The sequence below is a fragment of the Thermasporomyces composti genome, assembly GCF_003386795.1.
Classification (GTDB): domain Bacteria; phylum Actinomycetota; class Actinomycetes; order Propionibacteriales; family Actinopolymorphaceae; genus Thermasporomyces; species Thermasporomyces composti.
In genome coordinates this window covers 1,454,691-1,480,264 of the sequence record NZ_QTUC01000001.1, presented here as the reverse complement: position 1 = coordinate 1,480,264, position 25,574 = coordinate 1,454,691, and the positions used below count along the sequence as shown (strand labels likewise).

General features: G+C 70.8%; 21 protein-coding genes. 13 read left to right on the top strand and 8 right to left on the bottom strand.

Annotated elements, in window-relative coordinates; translation table 11 throughout:
* Window positions 1-70 precede the first annotated feature (70 nt).
* Window positions 71-1,726, bottom strand: coding sequence for a DNA repair helicase XPB (locus DFJ64_RS06440; RefSeq protein ID WP_115849617.1), 1,656 nt, complete (start codon window positions 1,724-1,726; stop codon window positions 71-73).
* 236 nt (window positions 1,727-1,962) lie between these two features.
* Between DFJ64_RS06440 and DFJ64_RS06435 the strand changes: the two genes are divergently transcribed.
* Entirely contained in the window at window positions 1,963-2,418 is a 456-nt protein-coding gene (locus DFJ64_RS06435) for a CBS domain-containing protein (RefSeq protein ID WP_115849616.1), read from the top strand.
* Between the two features lie 186 nt (window positions 2,419-2,604).
* A complete protein-coding gene (locus DFJ64_RS06430; protein WP_245940980.1) occupies window positions 2,605-3,426 on the top strand; it encodes an HAD-IIA family hydrolase in 822 nt (273 codons plus the stop codon).
* 67 nt (window positions 3,427-3,493) lie between these two features.
* On the opposite strand, the gene DFJ64_RS19200 is transcribed toward DFJ64_RS06430, so the two are convergent.
* Both DFJ64_RS19200 and DFJ64_RS06420 read right to left on the bottom strand, forming a co-directional pair.
* A complete protein-coding gene (locus DFJ64_RS19200; protein ID WP_147304616.1) occupies window positions 3,494-4,399 on the bottom strand; it encodes a DUF3152 domain-containing protein in 906 nt (301 codons plus the stop codon).
* Between the two features lie 60 nt (window positions 4,400-4,459).
* Window positions 4,460-6,724 carry a helicase-associated domain-containing protein gene (locus tag DFJ64_RS06420; RefSeq protein ID WP_115849614.1) on the bottom strand — a complete coding sequence of 755 codons (2,265 nt, stop codon included), beginning with the start codon at window positions 6,722-6,724 and terminating at the stop codon, window positions 4,460-4,462.
* A 212-nt stretch (window positions 6,725-6,936) separates the two neighbouring features.
* Here DFJ64_RS06420 and DFJ64_RS06415 point away from each other — a divergent pair, with 212 nt between their 5' ends.
* The 5 genes from DFJ64_RS06415 (at window position 6,937) to DFJ64_RS06395 (ending at window position 12,836) form a co-directional block, all read left to right on the top strand.
* Complete coding sequence (locus DFJ64_RS06415; protein WP_115849613.1) at window positions 6,937-8,967, top strand: lysylphosphatidylglycerol synthase domain-containing protein; 2,031 nt, start codon at window positions 6,937-6,939, stop codon at window positions 8,965-8,967.
* 137 nt (window positions 8,968-9,104) lie between these two features.
* The gene (locus DFJ64_RS06410; protein ID WP_115851878.1) at window positions 9,105-9,611 is read left to right on the top strand and encodes a type 1 glutamine amidotransferase domain-containing protein; all 507 of its coding nucleotides are present in this window, start codon (window positions 9,105-9,107) and stop codon (window positions 9,609-9,611) included.
* Between the two features lie 92 nt (window positions 9,612-9,703).
* Entirely contained in the window at window positions 9,704-10,744 is a 1,041-nt protein-coding gene (locus DFJ64_RS06405; RefSeq protein WP_115849612.1) for an META domain-containing protein, read from the top strand.
* A 76-nt stretch (window positions 10,745-10,820) separates the two neighbouring features.
* Complete coding sequence (gene larE / locus DFJ64_RS06400) at window positions 10,821-12,263, top strand: ATP-dependent sacrificial sulfur transferase LarE (protein WP_245940979.1); 1,443 nt, start codon at window positions 10,821-10,823, stop codon at window positions 12,261-12,263.
* 189 nt (window positions 12,264-12,452) lie between these two features.
* The gene (locus DFJ64_RS06395; RefSeq protein WP_115849611.1) at window positions 12,453-12,836 is read left to right on the top strand and encodes a cold-shock protein; all 384 of its coding nucleotides are present in this window, start codon (window positions 12,453-12,455) and stop codon (window positions 12,834-12,836) included.
* Window positions 12,837-12,915: 79 nt separating this feature from the next.
* Here DFJ64_RS06395 and DFJ64_RS06390 read toward each other — a convergent pair whose 3' ends face one another.
* Window positions 12,916-14,223 (bottom strand): MFS transporter, encoded by a 1,308-nt coding sequence (locus DFJ64_RS06390; protein WP_245940978.1) that lies wholly within the window; start codon window positions 14,221-14,223, stop codon window positions 12,916-12,918.
* 861 nt (window positions 14,224-15,084) lie between these two features.
* Here DFJ64_RS06390 and DFJ64_RS06385 point away from each other — a divergent pair.
* Window positions 15,085-15,879 carry a DUF3027 domain-containing protein gene (locus DFJ64_RS06385; RefSeq protein ID WP_115849610.1) on the top strand — a complete coding sequence of 265 codons (795 nt, stop codon included), beginning with the start codon at window positions 15,085-15,087 and terminating at the stop codon, window positions 15,877-15,879.
* On the opposite strand, the gene DFJ64_RS06380 is transcribed toward DFJ64_RS06385, so the two are convergent.
* Window positions 15,852-16,136 (bottom strand): DUF2530 domain-containing protein, encoded by a 285-nt coding sequence (locus tag DFJ64_RS06380; RefSeq protein ID WP_245940977.1) that lies wholly within the window; start codon window positions 16,134-16,136, stop codon window positions 15,852-15,854. The genes DFJ64_RS06385 and DFJ64_RS06380 overlap by 28 nt on opposite strands.
* A gap of 173 nt (window positions 16,137-16,309) precedes the next feature.
* Between DFJ64_RS06380 and DFJ64_RS06375 the strand changes: the two genes are divergently transcribed.
* The 4 genes from DFJ64_RS06375 to thpR all read left to right on the top strand — a co-directional run bounded on the left by DFJ64_RS06375 (window position 16,310) and on the right by thpR (window position 20,787).
* Complete coding sequence (locus tag DFJ64_RS06375) at window positions 16,310-17,818, top strand: NCS2 family permease (protein ID WP_425452169.1); 1,509 nt, start codon at window positions 16,310-16,312, stop codon at window positions 17,816-17,818.
* A gap of 224 nt (window positions 17,819-18,042) precedes the next feature.
* A complete protein-coding gene (locus DFJ64_RS06370) occupies window positions 18,043-18,507 on the top strand; it encodes a MarR family winged helix-turn-helix transcriptional regulator (RefSeq protein ID WP_342768151.1) in 465 nt (154 codons plus the stop codon).
* Window positions 18,508-18,512: 5 nt separating this feature from the next.
* Window positions 18,513-20,135 carry an MFS transporter gene (locus tag DFJ64_RS06365; protein WP_245941274.1) on the top strand — a complete coding sequence of 541 codons (1,623 nt, stop codon included), beginning with the start codon at window positions 18,513-18,515 and terminating at the stop codon, window positions 20,133-20,135.
* Window positions 20,136-20,163: 28 nt separating this feature from the next.
* Window positions 20,164-20,787, top strand: coding sequence for an RNA 2',3'-cyclic phosphodiesterase (thpR, locus tag DFJ64_RS06360; RefSeq protein WP_211310515.1), 624 nt, complete (start codon window positions 20,164-20,166; stop codon window positions 20,785-20,787).
* A gap of 139 nt (window positions 20,788-20,926) precedes the next feature.
* On the opposite strand, the gene DFJ64_RS06355 is transcribed toward thpR, so the two are convergent.
* The gene (locus tag DFJ64_RS06355; protein WP_245940975.1) at window positions 20,927-22,621 is read right to left on the bottom strand and encodes a penicillin-binding transpeptidase domain-containing protein; all 1,695 of its coding nucleotides are present in this window, start codon (window positions 22,619-22,621) and stop codon (window positions 20,927-20,929) included.
* Window positions 22,622-22,697: 76 nt separating this feature from the next.
* Window positions 22,698-23,750 carry a DMT family transporter gene (locus DFJ64_RS06350; protein ID WP_245940974.1) on the bottom strand — a complete coding sequence of 351 codons (1,053 nt, stop codon included), beginning with the start codon at window positions 23,748-23,750 and terminating at the stop codon, window positions 22,698-22,700.
* 111 nt (window positions 23,751-23,861) lie between these two features.
* On the opposite strand from DFJ64_RS06350, the gene DFJ64_RS06345 reads away from it, so the two are divergent.
* Complete coding sequence (locus DFJ64_RS06345) at window positions 23,862-24,866, top strand: aldo/keto reductase (protein ID WP_115849604.1); 1,005 nt, start codon at window positions 23,862-23,864, stop codon at window positions 24,864-24,866.
* A 10-nt stretch (window positions 24,867-24,876) separates the two neighbouring features.
* Here the strand turns inward: DFJ64_RS06345 and DFJ64_RS06340 are convergent, their stop codons facing one another.
* A complete protein-coding gene (locus DFJ64_RS06340) occupies window positions 24,877-25,494 on the bottom strand; it encodes a YesL family protein (RefSeq protein WP_170152517.1) in 618 nt (205 codons plus the stop codon).
* Between the last annotated feature and the right edge of the window lie 80 nt (window positions 25,495-25,574).

Below are 25,574 nucleotides of genomic sequence, written 5' to 3'. Positions count from 1 at the left end.
TGTCGTTCCCCTGGCTGGCCGCCCCTGGAGCGGACGTCGGTCGGGTCCTCACGGACCTCCGGCCGGCGGTTCAGATCGGCAGCTCGCCGGACAGCACGTCGTCGGCGTCGACGATGCGGTACGCGTATCCCTGCTCGGCCAGGAACCGCTGTCGGTGCGCGGCGAAGTCCTGGTCGACGGTGTCACGCGCCACGACGGCGTAGAACCGCGCGGCCCGGCCATCGCGCTTCGGCCTCAGCAGCCGGCCGAGCCGCTGCGCCTCCTCTTGGCGCGAGCCGAAGGTGCCCGACACCTGGATGGCGACCGCGGCCTCCGGCAGGTCCACCGAGAAGTTCGCGACCTTCGAGACGACGAGCAGGTCGATCTCCCCGCTGCGGAACGCCTCGAACAGGCGCTGCCGCTCCCGCACGGTCGTCTCGCCCTTGATGATCGGGGCGTCGAGACGCGCGGCGAGGTCGTCGAGCTGCTCGATGTACTGCCCGATGATGAGCGTGGGCTCGCCACGGTGTCGCTCGGCGAGGCGGCACACGACCCGCGCCTTGGTCTCGGTCGTGGACGCCAGTCGGTAGCGGTCCTCACTCTCGGCGGTGGCGTAGGCGAGGCGCTCGGCGTCGGTCAGCGTGACGCGCACCTCGACGCAGTCCGCCGGGGCGATCCACCCTTGGGCCTCGATGTCCTTCCACGGCGCGTCGTAGCGCTTGGGTCCGATGAGGCTGAAGACGTCTCCTTCCCGACCGTCCTCGCGGATCAACGTGGCCGTCAAACCCAGCCTGCGTCGGGCCTGCAGCTCGGCGGTCATCCGGAAGATGGGCGCCGGAAGCAGGTGCACCTCGTCGTAGATCACCAGGCCCCAGTCGCGGGCGCCGAACAGCTCCAGGTGGGTGTAGGCGCCCTTGCGGCGGGTGGTCATGACTTGGTAGGTCGCGATCGTGACGGGCCGGATCTCCTTGCGCGAGCCGGAGTACTCCCCGATCTCGTCCTCGGTCAGGGTGGTTCGCCGGACCAGCTCGTCCTTCCACTGCCGGGCCGAGACCGTGTTGGTGACCAGGATGAGCGTCGTCGCCTTCGCGTGCGCCATCGCGGCCGCGCCGACCAGAGTCTTGCCCGCGCCGCAGGGCAGGACGACGACGCCGGAACCGCCGTGCCAGAACGCCTCCGCGGCTTGCACCTGGTAGGGGCGGAGCGACCATCCTTCCTGCACGAGGTCGATGGGATGGGCTTCGCCGTCGACGTACCCGGCGACATCCTCGGCTGGCCAGCCGAGCTTGAGCAAGGCTTGCTTGACGCGACCGCGTTCGGATGGGTGAACGAGCACGGTGCTGGCGTCGATCCGCTTGCCCAGCATGGGCTTGAGCTTGGCGCTGCGCAGCACCTCTTCCAAGACCGGCTGCTCGGTGCTCACCAGCACCAGTCCATGCGTGGGGTGGTTCTCCAGCCGGAGTCGCCCGTACCGGGCCATCGTCTCGGCGATGTCGATGAGGAGTGCGTGAGGGACGGCGAACCGGCTGTAGCGCAGGAGTGCGTCGACGACCTGTTCGGTGTCGTGCCCGGCGGCGCGGGCGTTCCACAGGCCGAGTGGGGTCAGTCGGTACGTGTGGATGTGCTCAGGAGCGCGCTCGAGCTCAGCGAACGGCGCGATCGCCTTGCGCGCCTCGTCGGCCAGGGGGTGGCTGACGTCGAGAAGCAAGGTCTTGTCGGACTGGACGATGAGCGGGCCGTCGTTCACGCGACACTCCAGGAAGGTCTCGGGGACTCCAGTGTCCAACTACGCGACCCTCTGCGGTGTTCCGGCTCCGGCGCGTCGAGGAGCCGGACCCTGGCCGCGGCCGTTCGCCGCCGGACCGGCGACGGCGGCCGAGACGAGTTCTGGTCGCCGAGGGTACGTTCGGCGTCGCGAAGCGTGGTGACTCCGGCAACTGGGGCGAGCTTCGCATGGAGAGCGGGGCGCGGTAGCGTTCAGGTATGCGGGCACGCGGCCTCGTCGAGGAGTACCCCTCCGTCAGCGTTGAGTCCGATGGTCTCGAGGCGGCCCAGCTCCTCGCCCAGCACCGTCTCCCCGGCCTCGTCGTCACCGCCGAGGACGGCCATCCCGTCGCCATCCTGCCCACATCCCAGGTGGTGCGCTCCGTCGTGCCCCAGTACGTCCAGCAGGACCCGGTGCTGGCTGGCGTGCTGGACGAGAAGGCCTCCGACCAGATCGTCCACCAGCTCAACCGGCTCAAGGTACGCGACATGCTGCCGCAGCCACCCATGGAGGTCGCGGTCGTCGACGCGAACGACACCGCGCTCGAAGTCGCCGCGGTCATGGCCCGGCTGCGGTGCCCGCTCGTCGCGGTTGTCGAGAACGGGCGCTTGACCGGCGTCGTCACCGCCTCCCGATTGCTGGAGTACGCCTTGAACGACTCGTCGGCGACCTGAGGGCGTACGCTTCGCTCGCGCCCGGTACGAGCACTGCCGCGATCAGGTCGACCGCGGCGAACGCCGAGGAGCCGCAGGACGGCACGGGCACTGAACCGACAGGCGAACCATGGCGGGACTGTGCCCGAGGAAGGGACCCGCAGGAGCTGGGCCCACAGGAATGGGTCCGCAGGAAAGGACGAGCCGGTGAGCGACCACGCGGATGGCGGGACGGAGGAACGCCCGAGGTACACGGGGGTGATCTGCGACCTCGACGGCACCGTCTACCGTTCGGGTCGCCCGTTCCCCGGTGTGGTCGAGGCCTTGGAACGCTTGCGCGCGGCTGGCGTGCGCGTGCTCTTCGTCTCCAACAACCCCCTCCAGAACGCCGAGGCGTACGCGACGAAGCTCTCGGCTCTGGGGATTCCCGTCACACCGGACGACGTGCTCACCTCGGGCGCGGTGATGGCGTCATGGCTGCGGGAGCACACGCCGAACGCCCGCGTCCTGCTGCTCGGAGAAGAGAGTCTGCGCGAGGAGCTCGCGCAGGTCGGCGTCAAGGTGGTCCATCGCGGGCTCGAGGCGGACGTCGTCGTGGCGTCGTTCGACCGGACGTTCACCTACGACAAGTGGCTCGAGGCGTTCCGAGCACTGCGCGCGGGCGCTCGCTTCGTGGCCACCAACCCTGATCCGACCTGCCCCGTCGAAGGTGGGGAGATTCCTGACTGCGGTGGCATCATCGCGGCGCTCGAGGCCACCTCCGGACGGCGTGTCGAGGCCGTCGCCGGCAAGCCGTCGTCGCTCATGCTGGCCGCCGCGCTCGCGCGCTTGGGAAAGGGGCCCGACGAGGTGGTCGTGGTGGGTGATCGCCCCGGCACCGATCTCGCTCTCGGTCACCAGGGCGGCGTCGACACCGCCCTCGTCCTCACGGGTGTCACCACTCCATCGGAGAGCGAGCACGTCGACCCGCGACCGGTGTACGTTCTCGGCAGCCTCGCGGAGCTTCCCTCCGTCGTCTTGGGACGCTGACCAGGTCGAGGGCGCGGGCGTCCTCAGTCACTCGCGGTCCACGCGCTCAGTCGAAGAGTCCACGTCATCAATCGGAGGCCGAAAGCTCCCACGACAAGGGCCAGGGATTGGGCAGGCAGGCCCCGACTCCCTTGGTCTGCTGCATCATCACCGGCGCCAGCTCGCCCTCTCCGCCACAGTCACGGTGCCCCTCCCCGAGGGCGTGCCCGACCTCGTGGTTGACCAGGTAGTGGCGGTAGTTCTCGACGTCATCACCGAACGCCTCCGCGCCGAACGCCCAGCGCTTCGCGTTGAGCGCGACCCGGTCGTCGATGCGGCACGAGAGCTCGCCACCGGTGCCGAGCGGCTCGCACAGCTCATCGGTCGTCGCCGGACTGGCCACGATGATGCGCAGGTCCACGTCGTCGTCGGTCCGCATGAACCTCGCCCGTCCGGCTGCGGCCCAGCTCCGTGGATCCGACAGTGTCTCGTCGACCACCTTCGCGACCTCGGCGGGATCGAAGGGGAGTCCTTCCTCGATCTCGACCCGGTACCGAATCAGCGGTCCCGTGCCGAACGCCCGGGTCTGGCCGGGTACGCGCGTGAGCTTCCCGGACCCCTCGTGTTGAATCGTCACGGTGGTCGGAGTTGGGACGGGCGTCGGGGTTGGGACGGGCGTCGGAGTGGGGGGCGGGGAGGTCGTGGGTGTTGGCGTCGGTGTGCCCTCGCGCGGTGCGGGACGGCGTTGGTCACTTCGCGAGACCCGCTTCTCAGCCAATGGACGAGGGCTGGCGTCGGCGGGATCGTCGACGGACCGTGGGGAGTCCTCCTTGGCTGGGAGCGCCGCGGTGGTCTCCAGGGGCGTCGAGGGTGTCACGGCTCCGAACCAGCCGGCGAGGAGGGCGGCGCCCAACGTGGCCGCCGACGCGAGGACGGCGAGTGTGCGGAGAACGCGACGGCGGATCGCCTTGGGTCTCGATCGTCGAACGGCCATGTCAGGTTGCTCCTCCCCGGCAGGTGCACCCCCTTCAGGCGGACACCCTAGGACATGGCCTCAATCCGCTGTGTCGACTGGTGCGACGCCCATGATCCGGTGCAGGGCGAACGCACGTGTCTCACCCACCGTGTGGTCGTACGCCGTCAGCCAGCCACCCTCGATGCGGATTGGGTCCACGATCCGATCACGGGTACCCCCCTGCTCATCCACGTACCCAACCCAGACCGAGTAGCCTCCCTCGACCGCGTCGCGCAATACCTCCACGGTTTCGGCCGTTCCGGTCCGACGACGCCGTTGCATGTCGAAACCAGCCGGACGGCTGGCACGGGCGCGGTCACCGGCGCGCAGCGCGCGGACAGCGGCGGCGACCACGTCGGGATCGGGCTCGGGACGACTGGTCGCGGTCTCTCGGGTTGGGGTTTCCGCCGTCCGACCAGCACGCGCCTCGCTCAGGATGAGCGCGCCGTCCGGCGTCTCGGGAACAGGGGTGTATCCGAGGGCACGCAACTCGTCGACGAGGACGCGGACCGGGAGTCGTGAGACGAGCACCGTGGGCGCGATCCGACGGAGGCCGAGGTGCCCGACCCGGCGGTCGGCCATCAACGCGTCCAACGAGGGCGGGTCGTCGCACCGTAGGTAGGCGGTCATCGTCCCCGCGCGCAGTCGGCCGTGCTTTCGAGCCACGTCATCCACCAAGTACGACAGCGGTTGCGGGACGGGGGTGGCCGAGTGTCGAGCGAGGATGTCGTGGAGCTCGGCCGCGGTGTGCCCGGCGTCCAACGCGCGTTGGATCGAGGCGGCGCTGAACCGGTAGACGGTCGCGCCACCATGGGACTCCACGTCCGCCATGGCGGCCAGACTGCGAGCCAGCTCGGGGCGGAGCGGCCCCGGTGCGACCGCGGTCAGGTCCGCCTGCAGCAGCACGTGGTCGACCGGCTCGGGCAGCAGCGGCGCGAGTACTTCCGCCGCCTCGGCTTCACCACGCACGAGCGCGGCCCCGTGCGTGGCGAGCGCGCCGAGCCCGGTGACGCCGAGCACTGCCGCCTCGTCGATCGTCCACGTCACCAGTCGCTCCACGAGACTCGTCATTCGTCGAGGCCGCAGCCACCGCACTCGCGCCACGACCGCGTCGACGTCAGGCGCCGTGCCCGGGGGAGCGGCCGCCAGGGCGGTGAGGGTGAGCCGCCGAACCTCGGGCGCGACGGGCCGTTCCACGCCGGCCGACAGAGCGGCGATCGGGCGGTCACGGTCGTCGCGTGTCCCGACCAGTGCCGCGACTCGGGTCGACCGCAGCCACGCGTGGGCGAGACTGGCCCAGCGTTGCGCCAAGTCGGAGGCGAGCCAGAGGTCGAAGGCGGGAGTCGGCAGCCACACCGCACCGTCCTCACCGGTGGCGACGAGCCCGGCGGCGAACGCGCACTCGAGCAGCGCGGCCGCGACGGACTCGTCGACGTCGAGCAAGGCAGCGGCGCGGCGTAGGTCGCGGACGCCGACTCCCCCGGACCGCAAGACACCAGGGGGATGGGCGGCCCAGGTGTCGAGGAGCTGCTCGACGCGGCGGACCACATCGAGCGTGGTGCCGGCGGCGGTCCGGTCGACGAGCGCCTTCTCCCGGACCGGACCGGTGAGTGCGGGCGGGGTGAGCGCGTCGGGAGGAAAGAGGCGGCCACCTCGCAGATACAGGCCGACCTCGCGGGGAAGCGCGACCGTGCGCGCGTCGACGACGGTGAGCAGCCGGTGCGCGAGCAGCTTCTCGACAGGGCTGCGTGCCGTCTCGACCGTGACCGGGCGGTCGGCGTTGCTGAGCCGTCCCACCGGTGGGCCGGCGGCGAGCCGCTCGGCCACCGCGCGGGCATCTGGGCCGGCTGCCTCGAGCCGAGCCGCGACCTCCGTCGGGTCGGTGAGCGCGGGATCGTCGGAGGGGGACCCGAGCCCGGCGACGTGCGGGCCCAGCAGATCAGCGGCCACGGGAGGCACGTACAAGGCGTCGGGCGATCCCCACACCAGTGCCAGGGCACGCACGTGGTCGAGCGCCGGTCGCAAGTCGGACTCGTCGAGGCCGAGCAGCTCGCCCAACGCCGTCGACGAGGCCGGCGATCCGAGGATGACCAGGCCTTCGATGACGGCGAGGGCCAGTCGGTCCAGCCGGTCGAGTGCCCGTGCCGTCGAGCTGCGCGTCAACGCCCTCGCCGCGAGCTGCTCGACGGTGGACGGCAATGGCGTCATCAGGTCCGGTCGAGCGTGGAGGAGCGTGGCGAGCTCATCGTCGGAACGCTCGCGGAGGGCGTCGGACAGTGCCGAGGACGCGGCGGCGCTGCACATTCCCTCCACGGTAGCGCCCGGTCACCGGGGCGCTGGGCACCTCGGGCGTCCCTGGTGGCGCCTCCGGGATCTCCCAGGGGTCGACCACGGCACGTCCCCGATGTCCCTGACCGTCTCCAGCCGGCACCGTGTGAGGTGCGAGGTCACGGGCTCCAGCGCAAGGACGAACGGGGGTCGCGCGACCACGGGCTGGACCGTCAGGAGGTTGCTCGATGCCGGTGCCGGGGGTGCTGACCGATGTTCATGCCGCGTTGACGTCTCTCCCCCTCGGCGTCCTGTTCGCGGTCACCCTCCTCGCCATGGCGCTGGAGACCTCGCTGTTCGTTGGACTCCTGGTGCCTGGCGACGTCGTCGTCCTCGTCGTTGCGACGGCCGCCGTCACGCCCGCACGGTTCGGCACCGTCGTCGTGGCGGCGGTCCTGGGTTCGTTACTCGGGGAGTCGGTCGGATACGCGATCGGTCGGCGGTTCGGCCCCGCGCTGCGTGGCAGCCGCCTCGGGCGTCGGCTCGGGGAGTGGAGGTGGCACAACGCTGCCCAGACGATCGGCCAGTGGGGGCCGCGCGCGGTCGTGCTCGCCAGGTTCACACCGGTCGTCCACGCCATGTTCCCGGTCGTCGCCGCGACCCTGCGCTTCCCGTACCGGCGGTTCATCAGCTGGTGCGCGGTCGCTGCCGCGGTGTGGGCGGTGGTCTACACAGGGCTCGGCGCCGTCGCCGGCAGCCAGCTCACTCGGGTCAAGAGCGTGCTCGGTCTGCTCGGCGTGGGAGCGCTGCTCGCGTTCGGCATGGTGTGCGTCGGCGCCTTCGGTCGCCGCCAGCTCCAGCGCCTGGAGAGCGCGGTGGGCGAGCGCGCATCTGCGTCGTCGGGAGACGCGGTCGCTGAGCTCGCTGTCGAGAGGGCAAGCGTCGACGCGATCGTGCGCCCGGACGTGGGTACCGACGTGGGTACGGCTGTCGATGCCGGGGATGCCAGGACCGACGGGACCCGGACAGGTGGGAGAGTCGACGGGCCCCGAGTCGAGGACAGGTTCCGGACTGATGGGACGCGAGCCGAAGGGATACGTGACGATGGGGCGGACCGACAAGGCGGGGGTGCAGTGATGGTCCGAACGGGTACCGCGCTGGACGTCGAGCAGGGCGTCCCCTCGGTCGTCGAAGTAGTGGCGCGCCGCGCCGCGTCCACGTCGCCTCGCGTCGCGGACGGACGGAGCGGCCTTGGCGCTCGAACGGCGACAGGAGCGCCACCGGCGACGTCACATCAGGGCGCGGCAGCGTCCGCGAGCACGGGTCCGTCGACGAGCACCGATGTTCGGTTGGGCTGGCGAGCCACGCACGTGCTCGTCCTCGTCGCGGTCACCACGCTCGTTGGCTTCCTGGCGTACCAGAACCGTCACGCCATCGATCCTCGAGCCTGGTGGGACAGCCTGCACGTGGGCTGGGTGACCCTCGCCGTCCTCGGCGTGGTCGCGACGCTCGTCGGGAACGCCTGGAACCTCATGGGCGCCAGCCCGGTCCGGTTGAGGTTCGGGTCGACGTTCGTCGTCCAGGTCGCTGGTTCCCTCCTCCGGGTCGTCTCGCCCGCGGCGGTCGGCAACGCGGCCGTCAACGTCCAGCATCTGCGCCGGGTCGGCCTGGGTGACGCCGCGGCGGTCGGCACGGTCTCGGTCGCCCAGGCCGTGCAGTTGCTGTTGACCGTCGCCCTTCTCCCGCCCGTCGCGTTCGCCGCGGGCACCGACGTGACGGTGCTCGGCGGTAACGGCGTGCGCATCGCGTTCTACTCCGCGGCTGTGGTGGCGATGCTCGCCGGGGTGGCGTTCGTCGTCGTCCGACGCTCACCTGGGCTGCGGGATCGTGTCGACGCGCTCGTGGGCGAGCTCACGCGCTCGTTGCGCGCGATGGCCGCCGACCCGTGGCGGGGCGCGGTGAGCGTGGCTGGTGCGGTCCTCGTCTCCGCGGGGCTGGCCATCTCTCTCTGGGCGTCGGTGCTCGCGTTCGGCGGCTCGTTGAGTCCGTTCACGGCGTTCGGCGTGCTGCTGCTCGGGAGCACCGCCGGCAACGCGATTCCGGTGCCTGGCGGGCTCGGCTCCGTCGAGGCCGCGCTGGTCGCTGCGCTCACCGCCACTGGGACGCCGCTGACGGTGGCGCTGCCGGCGGTGGCGTTGTTCCGCCTCGTGACGTTGTGGCTGCTGCTTCCCGCCGGCTTGGTGAGCGTCGGCGTGCTGCGACGGCGTGGGGAGCTGTGACGCGACCTCCGGTTGATGTGCCTCACGGTCCTCAGCCGGGGTCGGACCGCCGTCGGGTGGACGGGGACGGGATGGGTAGACGGGGTGGGTAGAGGATGGAGGGGACCGGAGCCGCCGACCACGAGGAGGAGTCAGCGATGGCGCGAGTCGCATTTCTCGTCGATGAGATGTTCGAGGACTCCGAGTTGCAGGTGCCTTACGACGCGGTTCGGAAGGCCGGTCACGAGGCGGTCATCGTGGGGAAGAGCGCTGGGGCACAGGTGACCGGGAAGAAGGGGACGAAGGTCACGATCGAGAAGGGTTCCGGCGACGTGCGTCCGGACGACTTCGACGCGGTCGTGGTCCCGGGAGGCTATTCGCCGGACAAGGTGCGGACCGACGAGAAGCTCGTGGGGCTCGTCCGCGAGGCGAACGACGCGAACAAGCCCATCGCCGCGATCTGCCACGCCGGGTGGGTGCTCGCCGAGGCGGACGTCGTGCGCGGTCGAACGGTCACGTCGTACCACTCGATCCGCACCGACCTGGTCAACGCCGGGGCTACCTGGGTGGACAAGGAGGTCGTCGAGGACGGAAACCTCATCACCTCGCGCCGCCCGGATGACCTGCCGGCGTTCTGTGACGCTCTGCTACGTCACCTGAGCTAGCGCGATGTGGTCGGGCGTCTCGGTTGCCGCGAGTGTCGGTCACCGGCGCTGACCGTGGGCAACCTTCGGTGCCGGTTAGCCGTCCGTGGGGCATGAGACTTCTGCCACCGTCGTGGGCCCGTCGCGCGTCGGTCGTCCTCGCCGCCGCGTTCCTGCTGTCAGCCTGCGGTGCCGGGACCGGTGTCGTCGCCGCACCCGAGGACTCCCAGGGTGAGGAGATGCGGGGTCGGACGTTCCTGTCCACGGAGGTGACCACGGGCGGCAAGCCGCGCCAGCTCGTGGACGGCACCCGCGTGCGGCTCGCGTTCACCGAGGACGGACGGCTCGTCGCCGACGCTGGGTGCAACAGCATGCAGGGAACCGTCGACCTGGGGGAAGGGACGATCGCCGTCGACAACCTCGCCGCGACCGAGATCGGGTGTCACCAGGCGCTGCACGAGCAGGACGCCTGGCTGGCCGAGCTGCTCGCACGGCGTCCGACCTGGCGACTCGAGGGGGACCGACTGGTCGTCAGCGGGGGCGGGACCACGCTCACCTTGCTCGACCGGAGGATCGCCGACCCCGACCGGCCGCTGGTCGGCACGCTGTGGATCGTCGACACCCTCATCGACGGCGAGGTCGCCTCGTCCACAGTGTCCACGGTCGGGGCCGACACGCCGGACGCGACCCTGCAGATCGTGGAGGAGGGCGCGGTCCTGGGGTCCACGGGGTGCAACCAGTTCCGGGGCAGCGCGACGGTGTCGGGCTCCACGATCACGTTCGGGGAGGTCATCGCGACCCGCCGGGCGTGTGAGCCCGAGGTGACCAAGGTCGAGCGTCACATCCTCGCGGTGCTCGACGGCGAGGTCCGGTTCGGGATCGAGGGCGGCCAGCTCCGACTCGACCACCCGGGCGGCAAGGGCCTCGTGCTTCGCGCCGACGACGCCGGCGCACAGGGCGCCACCGACGATGACAGCGCCCGCAACGATGACGGGGCTACCGACGATGACAGGGCCCGCAACGATGACAGGGCCACCGACGACGGCAGCCCCGCGGCTCCTGACGGTGCCGGCGCGAACGGCACCGGTGCTGATGAGGCCACCGGCGAGGCTGATGAGGCCACCGGCGAGGACAGTGCGGAGAACGCGGGCTGACGGGCCATCGCTCACGCGGCAGGCCGTGCGAATCGTGGCATGCCCGTTACGCGGCGTCAGGACGTAGAGTCGAGGTGTGGCCTCAGATGCGTTGGTGGTCGGTTTCGACCTGGATATGACCCTCATCGACTCGCGACCCGGCATCGCCGCTGTCTGGGACGCGGTGTCCGAGCGGACCGGCGTCTACGTCGACAGCGCGGTCGTGGTGAGCCGACTGGGTCCTCCACTGGCCCACGAGGCTGCGCAGTGGTTCCCACCCGACCAGGTGGACGCTGTCGTCGACCTCTACCGCAGTCTGTATCCCGACCTGGCCATCAGGGCCGCCACGCTCCTGCCGGGCGCGGGCGAGGCGATCAAGGCGGTACGCCGACACGACGGCAAGGTGCTCGTCGTGACGGCGAAGAACGAGCCGCACGCTCGGTTGCACATCGAACACCTCGGCTTGGACGTCGACGAGGTGATCGGCGACGTGTGGGCCGAGCAGAAGGGCGAGGTCCTCCGCGCCCGCGGCGCGACGATCTTCGTCGGCGACCACGTGGGGGATGTGCGGGGTGCCCGGGCGGCCGGAGCCGTCGCAGTCGGGGTTCCCACCGGCCCGGCCTCCGCCGAGGAGCTGCGCGCCGCCGGCGCCGATGCGGTCCTCGCGGACCTGGCTGACTTCCCGTCCTGGCTGGACGAGTACGTCCTGGAGCGTCGGCTGACCGCGTTGCGGGATCGGCTGCGGGAGCTGGGGTCGGTACTCGTGGCGTTCTCCGGTGGCGCCGACTCGGCCTTCCTCTTGGCTGCCGCGGTGCGCACGCTGGGGGCGGCGTCTGTCGCCGCGGTCACCGCCGTCTCGCCCTCGCTCCCCGCCGCGGAGCTCGCGTCGGCGCGGGCGTTCGCCGAGTCACTCGGGGTACGGCACCTGACGCCACGCACGCACGAGATGGCGCGCGAGGGATACCGCGCCAACGCGGGCGACCGCTGCTACTTCTGCAAGGCGGAGCTGCTCGACGTGGTCACGCCGCTGGCCCGGGAGCTCGGCCTCGCCCACGTGGTGACGGGCACGAACGCCGACGACGCGCGGGCCGGCTTCCGGCCCGGCATCCGCGCGGCGGCCGAACGCGGCGCGGCGACACCGCTCAAGGACGCCGGCCTCACCAAGGAGCAGATCCGTGAGGTCTCCAGGCGTTGGGGCCTGCCGACCTGGGACAAGCCCGCCGCGGCCTGCCTCTCGAGCCGCATCGCCTACGGCCTGACGATCACCCCGGCGCGACTGGCGCGCGTGGAGCGAGCGGAGACCGCGCTGCGCGCGGCGCTGAAGCAGCACGGTGTCCCCGTCCGGAACCTGCGGGTCCGTGATATGGGCGATCGAGCCCGGATCGAGGTGGACGCCGAGCTCGTCGCCGACGTGGCGGCGCTGGGCGATGCTCACGCTGCTGTCCGCGCAGCCGGATTCGACACGGTCGAGGTCGATCCCCGAGGCTTCCGGTCCGGGTCGATGAACGAGCTGTTGCCAGATCCCGAACGATATCGGTAGCCGTGGCCCCACCCGACGCGTCCGCCGCGACCGAACGTGGCTGCCCGTCTTGGCTGGTATGCGGTGGAGCACTGGTGAGAAGGCCGTCTACCCTTGGATGCGGCCCCCGGTCGTCGGGGGCTGTGTCATAGCGCATGGGCCGTGTTGCCCGCTGACCCAATGACGTGTCTTGTCGCGAGCGAGGTCGATGTGCCGGCTGGCAAGGTGAAGTGGTACGACGCTGAGAAGGGCTTCGGCTTCCTCACCAAGGACGAGGGAGGCGACGTCTACGTGCGAGCGTCAGCGCTGCCCGCCGGCGTCACAACTCTCAAGGCCGGGCAGCGCGTCGAGTTCGGGATCGTCGCCGGCCGTAAGGGCGACCAGGCCCTCTCCGTTCGTCTGATCGATCCTCCACCCAGCGTCTCCAAGGCGCTGCGGAAGTCGCCGGAGCAGATGGTGGTGATCGTCGAGGACCTCATTCGGCTCCTCGACGGCTTGGAGAACACCTATCGCCGCGGTCGCTACCCCGACAGCCGGACGGCGAAGAAGGTGTCGGCGGTCCTGCGCGCGCTGGCGGACGAGCTGGAGCTGTGAGCCAGCCGTCCGACCGGCGTGCGCCGGCCTCCCCCCATGCACCACCCAGTGCCGGTCCCTTGCTGGTCAGGCGAGGGACTCACGAGGGTGAGGGGCGGGGGACGGCGCGCGCTCGCCGGTGGGTACGGATGACGACCGTGAGCGCGGCTGTCAGGCCGACCACGCACAGGCCGAGGCCCAGCTGCGGGATCAGCGGCAGCGCGATGCCGACGCACCCGCCCACGACCCAGGACAGCTGGAGGACGGTCTCCGACCGTGCGAAGACGCTGGTGCGGACCTGCTCTGGTACCTCCGCCTGGATGAGCGCGTCGAGGGACAGCTTGCCGAGCTGCTGAGCGAACCCGGCGACGAACGCGAGCGCTCCCACGGTGGCGAGGCCGTAGAAGACCGCCGTGACCGCGGCGGTGATGGCGCTGATCACCAGCAGCAGCTGGATCACCGCGTCCGCCCGGCGTGCCCGTGCCACCGCACCGAGCGCGGTGCCGCAGAGGTTGCCCGCCCCCGCGGCGGTGGCGACCGCGGCGACCTGCACGGTCGCTGAGTGGCCCGCCAGTGGCGTCTCGCGGAGCAGGAACGCCATGAACATCAGCAGCAGGCCCGAGAACGCCCGGAACGCGGCATTGCCCTGCAGGCCGAGGACGACGAGCGTCGGGATGCGGCGCAGCGTTCGCCCGACGTCGACGAGGGGGAGAGGCTCCTCGCCCTCCGCGGAGTCGACCCGGGCGGGAAGGGTGATCGCCAGGATCGTGCCCGCCGTGAAGACGACGAAGGCTAACCGCAGTGCCCACTGCGGCCCAAAGGTCGCGACGCCCACGGCGACCGCTCCCGTGACGCCTGCGCCGATGCTTCCAGCCAAGGAGATGCGCGAGTTGGCGGTGACGAGCGGGACGTCGCCGGGCAGCAGGCGGGGTACCGCCGCGGCTCGCGTCACGTTGTGTGCTTTTGACGCGACCAAGCAGGCGAACACCAGCGGGTACAGCCACAGCTCCCCGGTCGCGACCCCGCCGGCCATCACCCAGCACAGAAACCCTCGCGTGGCCATGGTGAGGCCGATGGCCCAACGCCGTCCGTGGCGGACCCGGTCGAGGAACGGACCGATCAACGGTGCCACGACCGCGAACGGCGCCATCGTGACGAGGAGGTAGAGCGCGACTCGTCCGCGGGCCTCGCCGGTCGGGACCGCGAAGAAGAGGGTGCCGGCGAGTCCGACCGCCATGGCGGCGTCACCGCCGGCGTGGAAGACGTTCAGCTCGATCAGCTTGGCCAAGCCGGACTCGCCCATGCCCTGCGCGTGCGTCACTTTGCGCACCGAGCGGACCAGGGCACCGCCGGTTCGGCTGAGCGCCCGACCGATCACGCCGACCGCGGTGCGCGCAGTCTCCGCCATTCGGCGCCGATCGGTCCTCGACCGGCCGACCGGTTCGGTCTCGAGCGCCTCCACACTCGCCCGCTGAGGGGTTGGCGGCTCTCCCTGACGCGACGTCGGCTGTTCTCGCACCTGTTCGGGCTGTCCCACGTCTCGCGCGCGTCGATCGGGCCATTCCGCCTGTCGTGCCGACGGTTGGGCCTCGGACGGTTCGAGACGTTTGGTTCGGGGCCACCCCACTCGCTCATCGGCACCGATGCCGTTCCCCAGGTGGGCGGCACGCCGGCGGGCAGCCCGACGCCCGGGCGGACCGAGGGGCCCTACCGGCCGTGGTCCGCCCGATCCCGGGGCCGGTCCTTCGTGCCGGTGATCGGGTGGCGTCACCGTCCTCATCCTGCCCGGAAAGGGCTGCCGACGTCTGCGCCAGTTCCGGACGCCGAGAGGCTTTCTGGCCGTTCTCCCTCCACGCAACGTGTCTGCCGCTGGCGCGGTCGTCGTCGCAGGTTTCTCGTCCGGTGGGGCACGACGTCGTGCGGAGCCGGCTTGCAATCCTCGCCAGCGAGGCGCTCGCTTGAGCAGGCAGGGTGTCGAGGTCGCGGTGGTCGGACCGCGAGGGGCGGTGTTGTCGGGCGTCGTTCGCCCAGTTGTGGCGTTTGGTCGGATCCGTATCGTGGCTTAGAACAATCGTCGTTGTGGCACGCGATGGTTGTCCGTTCTCACCCCGAATGTCCCAGCCGTCCGGCGGATTTCCCTGTCCTGGTGCGGCTTCTCCCGTCCTGGTGCGGCGCGGACGAACGGCCACCGTCGCCAGCATCTGGTGCGAGCGTTGGTCGGCGCCGCGTGGGCTGTCGGGACCTGTCGCGCTCCGTGCGACAATGAACCATCGTGAGTACCACCACCCGTCGACCCTCGCGACCCGTCCGCCTCGACGCCGTGTGCGCGGCTGCGGTCGACGTGGCGCGGCAGGCCGCGCTCGAGGTTGCCGGTCCTGACGGCCTCGGCGCGCACCTCAGCTGCGACCCCGAGGACGACCGGGTCGTCACCCACTACTTCACCTGCACCCATCCGGGCTACATCGGGTGGCGTTGGGCGGTGACGGTGGCACGCGCCCCGCGCAGCCGGACCGTCACGGTCGACGAGGTGGTGTTGCTTCCGGGACCTGACTCCATCCTCGCGCCGCCGTGGGTCCCGTGGTCCGAGCGGGTGCGCGCGGGGGACCTGGGTCCGGGAGACCTGCTGCCAACACCGCCGGACGACCCGCGCCTCGCGCCCGGCTACACCGCCGCCGACGAGCAGCCCAGCGACGACGCCGAGCAGCTCCGTTGGGTCAGTGAGGAGCTCGGTCTGGGACGGGCACGCGTGCTGTCGCGCGAGGGCCGGGACAAGGCGGCGGAGCGTTGGTACGCCGGCTCGGGAGGGCCTACGGACCCTGTCGCGAAGGCTGCTCCGGCGCCGTGCTCGACCTGCGGGTTCCTCGTACGGCTGAGCGGACCGCTCGGCACGGTGTTCGGAGTGTGCGCCAACGAGTACTCGCCCAGCGACGGCAAGGTGGTCTCCTTCGACCACGGGTGTGGAGCTCACTCCGAGGCGTTGCTGCCGAAACCGTCGACGCGGCGAGCCGAGCCGGCCGAGCCGTCGCTCGACCCGCTCTACCCCTCGTCGTCGGACGACTCCTGAGCGTTCGATGGCCGACGGGATCGTCGCCACACGCAATAGCCGAGGCCGATGAGGCCGAGGCCGACTCCGGTGAGGCAGGTAGCGAGCCACCACTCCCGGCCGTCCTCGCGCAGGTGCTCCGCGAAGGGCAGCAGGATGAGGAACGCGACCAGCCAGAGGACCGTGCCCACTGCGAGGGCGCGGACGCCGTCCACGTCCAACGGCTCCACCTCCGCCTGAGCGAGGAGGGGCAGACGACGTTTCCGGGCGCGGCTCACGCCGTTGAGCCTAGCCCGCCAGGATCGAGGCGCTCGCCCGGCATCGTGGCGAGGAGATCACCCGTCGCGAGGACGCGGCACCTCTCACGGGTGCCCGTTACACAGCGTTTCCCTCGCGGCCGTACGATGCTCACGCTTCACGGGCCGGGGGCCGGCGTCGTCCTGCCCGGCCGATGGTCAAGTTCCTCGAGAAGGGAAGCTCGATGGTCGGGTCGGCGACGACGACCGCCAAGCGATCAAACGGCTTTATCGATCGGTACTTCAAGATCACAGAGCGTGGTTCCACTGTCGGCCGCGAGATTCGCGGTGGCATCGTGACGTTCTTCGCGATGGCCTACATCGTGGCCCTCAACCCGCTGATCATCGGGACCGCGCAAGACGCGACAGGTCAGTACCTCGGCGGTGGGGACGAGCCGAACCTCGCGGCGGTGGCAGCGACGACCGCGCTCGTCGCGGGCGTCATGACGCTGCTCATGGGCGTCGTGGCCAACTTCCCCCTCGCGTTGGCCACCGGGCTCGGTCTGAACGCCTTCGTGGCCTTCAGCGTCGCCAGCCAAATGACCTGGGCCGACGCGATGGGACTCGTCGTCTTGGAAGGTCTCATCATCCTGCTGCTGGTCCTCACCGGTTTCCGCCGAGCGGTCTTCCACGCCATCCCGGCGGAGCTCAAGACAGCCATCAGCGTCGGTATCGGCCTGTTCATCGCCCTCGTCGGCCTGGTCGACGGCGGTGTGGTTCGACGCACGGCCAATCCACCCGTTCCGGTGCAGTTCGGCGTCAACGGTTTCCTCGGCGGTTGGCCCGTCCTGGTCTTCATCCTGGGGCTGCTCGCGATCAGCGTCATGATGCTCAAGAAGATCAAGGGCGCGATCCTCTACGGCATCGTCGGCGCCACCGTGCTCGCGATCATCATCGAGGCGATCGCGAAGGTCGGGCCGGCCGGAGCCGGCTACGCCGACAACCCCAAGGGCTGGGGCCTCAACGTGCCGCGGCTGCCGGAGTCCTGGGTGCAAGTGCCCGATTTCTCGCTCCTCGGGAACTTCTCCCTGCTTGGGTCGTTCGAGCGGATCGGGATCGCCTCGGTCGTGCTGTTGGTGTTCACCCTCATGCTGGCCGACTTCTTCGACACCATGGGCACGATGACGGCCATCGGTGCCGAGGCCAACCTGCTCCGAGAGGACGGCACGCCACCCCACACCCAGCGCATCCTGGTCGTGGACTCGATCGCCGCGGCGGCCGGCGGTGCGGCGGGTGTCTCGTCCAACACGTCCTACATCGAGTCGGCCGCCGGTGTCGGCGAGGGTGCCCGCACCGGCCTGGCGAGTGTCGTCACCGGCATCTGCTTCCTGCTGGCCACGATCTTCGCGCCCGTGGTCGAGATCATCCCGTACGAGGCGGCGACACCGGCTCTGGTGGTCGTCGGATTCTTGATGATGACCCAAGTGAAGGAGATCGCCTGGGATCGGTTCGAGATCGCTCTCCCGGCGTTCTTGACGATCATTCTGATGCCGTTCACCTACTCGATCAGCGTGGGTATCGGCGCGGGCTTCGTGAGCTACGTGGTGCTCACGGTCGCCCGGGGCAAGGCGCGCCAGGTGCACCCGCTGCTCTGGGTGGTCGCCGCCTTGTTCGTCGTCTACTTCGCGATCGACCCGATCCAGCAGGTGCTGGGGCTCCTCTGACATACGGCGTGCGCCGCATCCCAACGATCGGGGGACCATCGTCCATCTGATCCCGGGGGTGGCGACCCTCTCGAGTGGGGGCAGGCTCGACCTTTCGGGTGGGCCTGCCCCCACCGTCTTTCCGGCCGCGGTCGCCGCCTCGGGTGGTTCGTGTGGGATCGCGACCACTCCCGGACTGGGAGAGCGCTTTCCATTACCACGAGAACTGGTTGTTAGCAAGAGTAATGAGGTACGGTAAAGGCATGCCGTCATCAACTATGCCCGTGAGGTCTGACGCAGGCCTCGCAAGTGCTCTCCGAATCTCAGTGATGCGGCTGTCCCGTCGGCTCCGAAACCAGCGAGCCGAGGACCATGGGCTTTCGGCTAACCAGCTCAGCGTCATGTCGACGCTGCATGGGCACGGTCCGATGACTATCGGCGAGATCGCCGCCGCCGAGAAGGTCCGTCCTCCGTCCACCACGCGGACAGTGACGTCCTTGGAGGAACTCGGACTGGTGGTGCGCGAGCCGCATCCCACGGACCGTCGTCAGGTCGTGGTCCGACTGGCCGAGGCGGGACGCCGCCTGCTCGCTGAAGATCGCAAGCGTCGCGACGCCTGGTTGGCGCGACGTCTTCGTGAACTGTCCCCGGAAGAGAAAGAGATCCTGCGCGCAGCCGCACCGATCTTGGAAAGGTTGGCCGCTTCGTGAAGGCGATGTTCCGATCCCTCCGGAACCGCAACTACCGCCTCTACGCCGCCGGCTCCGCCATCTCCAACATCGGGACGTGGCTGCAACGGATCGCGCAGGACTGGCTGGTTCTGCAGCTCACCGGTAACAGCGGAACCGCGCTCGGGATCACCACGGCGCTGCAGTTCCTTCCGTTCCTGTTGCTCGCGCCGTGGGGCGGCGTGATCGCTGACCGCTTCCCGAAGCGGAAGGTGCTGCAGTGCACCCAGGTGGCGATGGGCGTGACCGCCGGCGTACTCGCCGTGCTCGACCTGACCGGCGTCGTCCAGGTCTGGCATGTCTACGTGCTCGCCTTCCTCTTCGGTGTGGCGAGTGCGATCGACAACCCGGCCCGCCAGTCGTTCGTGGTCGAGATGGTCGGCAAGGAGGACCTGCCGAACGCCGTCGGGCTCAACTCGGCGTCGTTCAACGGCGCTCGGGTCATCGGTCCCGCCGTGGCCGGGTTCCTCATCGTCATCGCTGGCACCGGCTGGGTGATCCTCCTCAACGCCCTCAGCTACTCCGCGACGGTGTGGGCCCTGGCTCGCATGCGCGCCTCGGAGCTCCACGCCCCGAAGCTCGCTCCGCGGCAGCCCGGCATGATGGTGGACGCGTTGCGGTACGTCGGCCGGCGCCACGACCTCATGCTGGTCCTGGCCGTCGTCTTCTTCGTCGGCTGCTTCGGGCTGAACTTCCAGATGACCAGCGCCCTCATGGCCACTCAGGTCTTCGGCAAGGGCGCCGGCGAATACGGTGTCCTCGGCTCGGTCCTCGCGATCGGCGCGGTGACCGGTGCGCTCTCGGCGGCACGTCGGAGCACGACCAGCCTGCGTCTCGTGGTCGGTGCGGCCGTGTGCTTCGGCGTCCTGGAGATGCTGTCCGGGGTGATGCCGACGTACCTGACGTTCGCGCTGTCGCTCCCGGTCCTCGGCTACGCCCAGCTCACCATGATCACCGCGGCGAACGCGATGATGCAGCTGAAGGTGGCGGCCGAGATGCGCGGTCGGGTGATAGCCCTCTACAGCATGGTGTTCATCGGCAGCACGCCGCTGGGCGCGCCGATCGTCGGTTGGGTCGGCGAGGCCTTCGGCGCCCGGTGGACGCTCATCGGCGGTGGCGCGATCAGCCTGCTCGGGACGCTGCTCGCCACGTTCGTCGTCATGCGGGTCCGAGACATCGTCATCCGACCGTGCCTGCGGCCGCGGCCGCACCTGCACGTGTGGAGCCGCCGCGAGGCGATGGACGCGGACGACGCGGCGCTTCGGCAACGTACCGGCGAGCTGCACGGCTCCGGCTCTCGGAATGGCCCGAACGTGGAGCGACTCGATGGTCGTCCAGCGGAGCGCGACGCGTGGGCACCCGTGACCGACTCACGGCCGCGGCTCCCCGGCATGCGAGGGCCGGGATCGACGCCCGAGACGTCGGTTCCCTCCGGTCAGAACGCCCGAGGCCTCCGGTCGTCCACGACGCGGGGGGAACGACTGGGCTCGGGTGAGAGAGTGGTGGCGTGCAAGCGGACCACCGGTCTCACCCAGTCCTCGCGACGGTGGCGACACAGCGCGTCGAGACGCTCGTCCCGGCGAAGCCAGGCGGGTCCCACGCTCTCGTGAGCTGCTCGTCGCGGGATGACGGGGTGGTGTGAGCGGGGAGGCCTGGCAGGTGCGGTTGTTCGTCGCGCTCGTCCCTCCAGCGTCCGTCCTGGATGACGTCGCGGTCGTCGTCTCCGACATCCGCGGCCGGGTGGACGCGGACGTCCGACTGCGGCAGGAGCAGTGGCGGTGGACCGAGCGAGCCCAATGGCACCTCACGCTCGCCTTCCTGGGGGAGGTCGGTGACGACGTCGTGCCTGGACTGAAGGCCAGGCTCGCGCGGGTCGCCCGTCGCTCGCAGCCCCTCCACCTCCATGTTCGAGGCGGTGGTGGCTTCGGCTCCGCTCGCAACGCGCGTGTGCTCTGGAGCGGCGTGCACGGAGACGTCGACGAGCTACGGCGCTTGGCGGGGTCGGTGGCCGCGGCCGCCCGGCGCGTCGGCATCGACGTGCCCGACCGTCGGTACCGGCCCCACCTCACCCTCGCCAGGCTGCGGGTGCCGGCCGACGTCAGGCCCGTGGTGGAGTGGCTGTCGGACTACACGGGGCCGGTCTGGGAGGCGGATCGGCTGGAGCTGGTGCGGTCGTACCTGCGCGCGGGGCCGAACGGCGGCTCGCGGTACGAGACCATCCACGCCTGGCCACTGGGTCGGCCCGGCTCGGCGGCGGAGTAACGTCCAACGAGTGCACCCGAAGTACCGTCGACTGGTCATCCCCGGCGTGCTGGTGCTGCTCCTGCTCGTCGTCGTCCTAGGCACGCTCCTCGACTGGTAGGGGTCTCCACCGTGGTCCGGGCAGGTGTCGGGTCTCGGCTCACCGCGTCGCGAGCTGCCGGAGGAACTCGGCGGCGACGGCTCCGGCGTCGGTGCCGCCGGAGCTGCCGTCTTCGACGAGGACGGCCCAGGCGAGGTCATCGTCCTGCTGGTAGCCGATCATCCACGCGTGCGTGCGGGGCGGCTGCTCGTCGCCGTACTCGGCGGTGCCCGTCTTGGCGTGCGGTCGGCCGGGCAGCCCACGCAGCGCGTCGCCTGAACCCTCGGTGACGACCGCGCGCATCATCGACCGGAGGGCACGCAGAACCTCCGGGTCGAGGTCGCGAGGCGCCTGGTGAGGCCGGTCGACGGCGTCCGGGACGAGCCTCGGCTGGACGAACCGACCGGACTTCACGGTGGCGGCGACCGACGCCATGACCAACGGTGAGGCGAGATTGCGGCCTTGGCCGATCATCGCTGCCGCTTTGTCGACGTCGCTGACGTTCACCGGGACCGACCCGTCGTACGTGCCGACACCCGTATCCCACTCGCCTCCGATGCCGAAAGCCGCGGCCGTCTCGGCCAGGGTGTCCTCGTCGAGTCGGTCGCGCGCCTCGATGAACGCGGTGTTGCACGAGTGAGCGAAGGCGTCCTGGAACGTCGACCCGGCCGGCAACGTGAACTCGTCCTGGTTGGTGAAGCGGTAGCCGTCCACCCATGCGAACCGGGGGCACTCGAGTGCGTCCGAGGGCTGGAGGCCGGTCTCGAGCAGGGCGGCGGCGGTCACCACCTTGAACGTCGACCCTGGCGGGTATGTCCCGACCAGGGCACGGTTGAACCCGCCGCCAGGCTGGTTGGCCACGGCCAGGATGTCTCCGTTCGAAGGTTTGATCGCGACGAGCGACGCCGGTGTCGCCGCCACGTCCAGCGCCGCCGCTGCGGCGCGCTGGACGTCGGGGTCGATGGTCGTGCGGACGTCACGCCCAGGCCGGACGTCGGACTGGAGCAGCGGCTTCACCGCTTTCCCGGACTGTCGGTCGGTCACCGCGACCGCGTACGGGGGCGCCGAGCCGCGGAGCGTCTCGTCGTACCGCTTCTGGAGTCCGGACACCCCTCGACCGTCCTGGACCTCGCCCACGAGGGACGACGCGACGAGCTCGGCGCCGGTGCGGTCGAGGATCGCCCCGCGCTCTTGGACCTTCGCCACCGCGAGGGTCTGCCCAGCCCCGAGCTCGGGATGGACGACCGAGGGGTCGAACGCAACGAGCGGTCCTTCGGCGGCCGGAACGAGCCGCGCCTTGGAGGAGTACGCGAAGCCTCCGACGCGCGGCACCGTCATCCGGACGGTGAACGGCACGACGACGACGCCGTCGTCCTCGTCCGCTCGCTCCGCCACACCGTCCCCGACCGTGATGGTGAGCGCGCTGGGGTCGAGGTTCCGATCAACGGACTCCAGGAGCGACGCCGCGGCCTCCGGGCTGTCGGTGTGCCGCGCCGCGGTGGTCCAGTCCTCGTTCGCCCACGCGGTGGCGAACGCGTGCATCTGTCGCTCAGCGCGCGCGACGTGCTGCGCGAGCTGCTCGGCTCGGCGCGCGTCCGCCGAGCCCTTGAGCATCCGGTAGCCGCCCAGGGCGCCGGAGGCCAGGAGCGCCACACAGACGACGTACACCATCACGCGGAGACGTCGCCTGCGGCGCGGAGCGGGTCCGTACTCGGTCACAGTCTCGCCACGCGTCGGTGGCCAATCCGTACTCACGCCCGGGATCCAAGCACGGCGGACACCGATGGCACCACTTCGACGATCGGCGGTCTTACCCGCGGCGGGGGCGGCCTTACCCGCGGCGGGGTAGGGCGGCGACGGTGACCGCGACGAGCGTGAGCAAGGCTCCCACGATGGTGAGCACGGTCAGCTCGGCGTCACTGACCGGCAGCACCGCGTCCAGCGCCAGCGCGCCGATCACCTGACCCGCGACCGCTCCGAGACCCAGGATGAGTACGCCGGTGTAGCGCACGAGGAAGGCGGATGTCCCGATGAACACGACACCGCACGCGCCGCCGAGGTAGAGCACCGGGTTGGCGGGAAGCGCGTCGGGAAGACCGCGGATGGCGACGTCCACCCCGACCGCCACGAGGAGGGCGACCGTCCCGACCGCGAAGTTGACCAGCGCGGCCACGAGCGCCCCGGTGGCGCCATTCGGCGCCCGTGCGGCTCTCTCCGAGCTCCGCGCCGCGCCACCTCGCGCGGCCGCCGCGACGAGGCCGTTCACCGCCTGCTGCCATGCCGTCCCCACGCCTCCGAGTGCGGGAAGGAGCGCGAGCGCGAGTGCCGAGGGAGCGCGCAGCTGGTCGGACACCGTGAGGGCGACCGCGACCAGTGCGACCAGCGCGCCGACGACGCGGTTCGCCGTCACGCGCTGCCGCCCGGCCGGGCCCACACCCAGCCGGTCGACGACGAGACTGCTGGCGGTCTGGCCGGCGACGACCGCCACCGTGAAGACGGCGACACCCACCACGCCCACCGTGGTCGCCTGGGTGACGACGAGGAACGCGCCGCAGACCCCGCCGAGGCACTGCCACCAGCGCAGCCGTGGTGAGTCGTCCGGGCTCGTCACGCGCGGCTGGCGGATCGCGGCGAGGAGCGCCCGAACCCCGCGGCGCGCGTCCGGGTTCGTGCCGACGAGCACGGTCAGCACCACGAGGCCGATCCCGAACGAGATGAGAGCAGCGAGGACCCCGTCGCTCAACCGGCTCCCGAGCTCACCGTTGATCCGGCTCTGGACGGATAGGACCAGGCCGATCCCGATCGTCGCGAGGATGCCGAGGAGGAGGGTCCGGGATGACGGAGAACGACTGGTTTGGGCGAGAGCGGCGCGGGTTCCGGTCACTGCTTCATCCTCCGACAGCCTCGCCACCGCCGACCCGCGGGCCTGCCGCGAGGGCCCCGCCGACGACGACATAGCCTGGCTGGAAGCGAGACCCCGACGAGGGGGAGTGCGATGCTGGGCACAGGCATCACCACCGCCCGACTCGGGCGAACCGACCTCTCGATCACGCGGCTCGGCCTCGGGCTCTGGACGCTCGGACCTCGGGACGCCGCCCGACATCCAGAGGCCGACGAGCGCGCGATCAAGGCCATCCGTCTGGCGGTCGAGCGTGGGGTGAACTGGATCGACACCGCCGCGGTCTACGGCTTGGGGCACTCCGAGACGCTGATCCGCCGCGCGCTCGAGCCGCTCCCGCCGGACGAACGCCCTGCGGTCTTCACCAAGTGCGGCGTCGTGTGGGACGACACCCGCCCGAGCGCGCCTCCGCGTCGCGTCGGGGACGCGGCGAGCCTTCGTGCCGGCGCCTACGCCTCGCTGCGGAGGCTGGGGGTGGAGCACCTCGACCTCTTGCAGATGCACTGGCCACCGCAGGACGGGACACCGGTCGAGGACTACTGGCAGACCTTGCTCGACCTGAAGGCCGAGGGTGTCGCGCGGTACGTCGGCTTGGCCAACCACTCCGTGGACCAGCTCCACGCTGCCGAGCGGCTCGGCCACGTCGACGCGGTGAAGCAGCCGTTCTCGATAGCGCAGCGCGAGTTCGCCGGCCGTGAGCTGCCGTGGTGCCTCGAGCACGGCACGGGTGTCCTGGTCTATCGACCGATGCGCGCCGGGCTCTTCTCGCTCGGCTTCACCCGCCGCACAGCGGTCACCGTGCCGACGGAGGACTGGCGGTCGAGGCGACCCCACTTCACGGACAAGGAAGAGGCGAACGCCGCGCTCGTGGAGGCGGTGAGACCGGTCGCGGAGCGACACGGCGTCTCCGTGGGCGTGCTCGCCGTCGCCTGGACCCTCGCGTGGTCGGGGGTCTCGGGGGTCATGGTGGGTGCTCGGCGCGAGGAGCAGGTCGAGGCTTGGCTTCCTGCCGATCGGCTGCGGCTCACCGACACCGACCTGCTCGAGATCGCGGCGGCGATCGAGCGAACGGGGGCGGGTGAGGGACCGAGCCGGCCGTGACGGGCGGTCGTCAGGCGCTGGTCTCGGCCCGCTGGAGACTGGCCTGTCTGGCCTCGAAGCGGTCGAAGACCCGACCGGTCAGCCGGCAGATCACCCAGCCGACGAGGCCGGCGGCGAGCGGCAAGCTCACCGGGACCATGAGGACCCCGACGGCGGCGGCGAGCGTGAGCAGGAGCCCAGCCAGCGACGTGAGCGGATGGGCAGCCGCGAACAGGGCGGCGTTCCGCAGGGTGCGCCGCCACGGGCCGGGGTAGCGGACGAGCAACGGGTAGAGGTACACGAGCGTGCCGCTGACCGCCAGGATGCCGAGGAGCGCGACCGTCAGCACGGGGACTCGCAGCGGCGCGTCCTCGGCCCGGAACGCGTAGAGCACGTCGATGGACAGCAGCGCCGCCGCGACCGCGGTGAGCAGGCTGAACCAGACGCCTTGCCGGAAGTTCCGGCCGAACCCCGACCAGAACGTCGACCACACCCGGGGCGGGCCGTCCTCGTCCCAGGCGGTCATCACCGCGCACAGGCCGGCGCACGCCGGACCGGCGGTGACCAGCGGGATGCTGGCGAGCGTCCAGAGCAAACCGGCGAACACGACCGCGAGCAGCGCGTCGGTGAGCCTGGTCAGGATCGTCATCGTCGGTCCCTTCCGAGGTCGTCCAGCGCGGTCGCGCATGCCCACAGGTGGCAGAGCAGCGCCTGGCTTGCGGCGCGAGC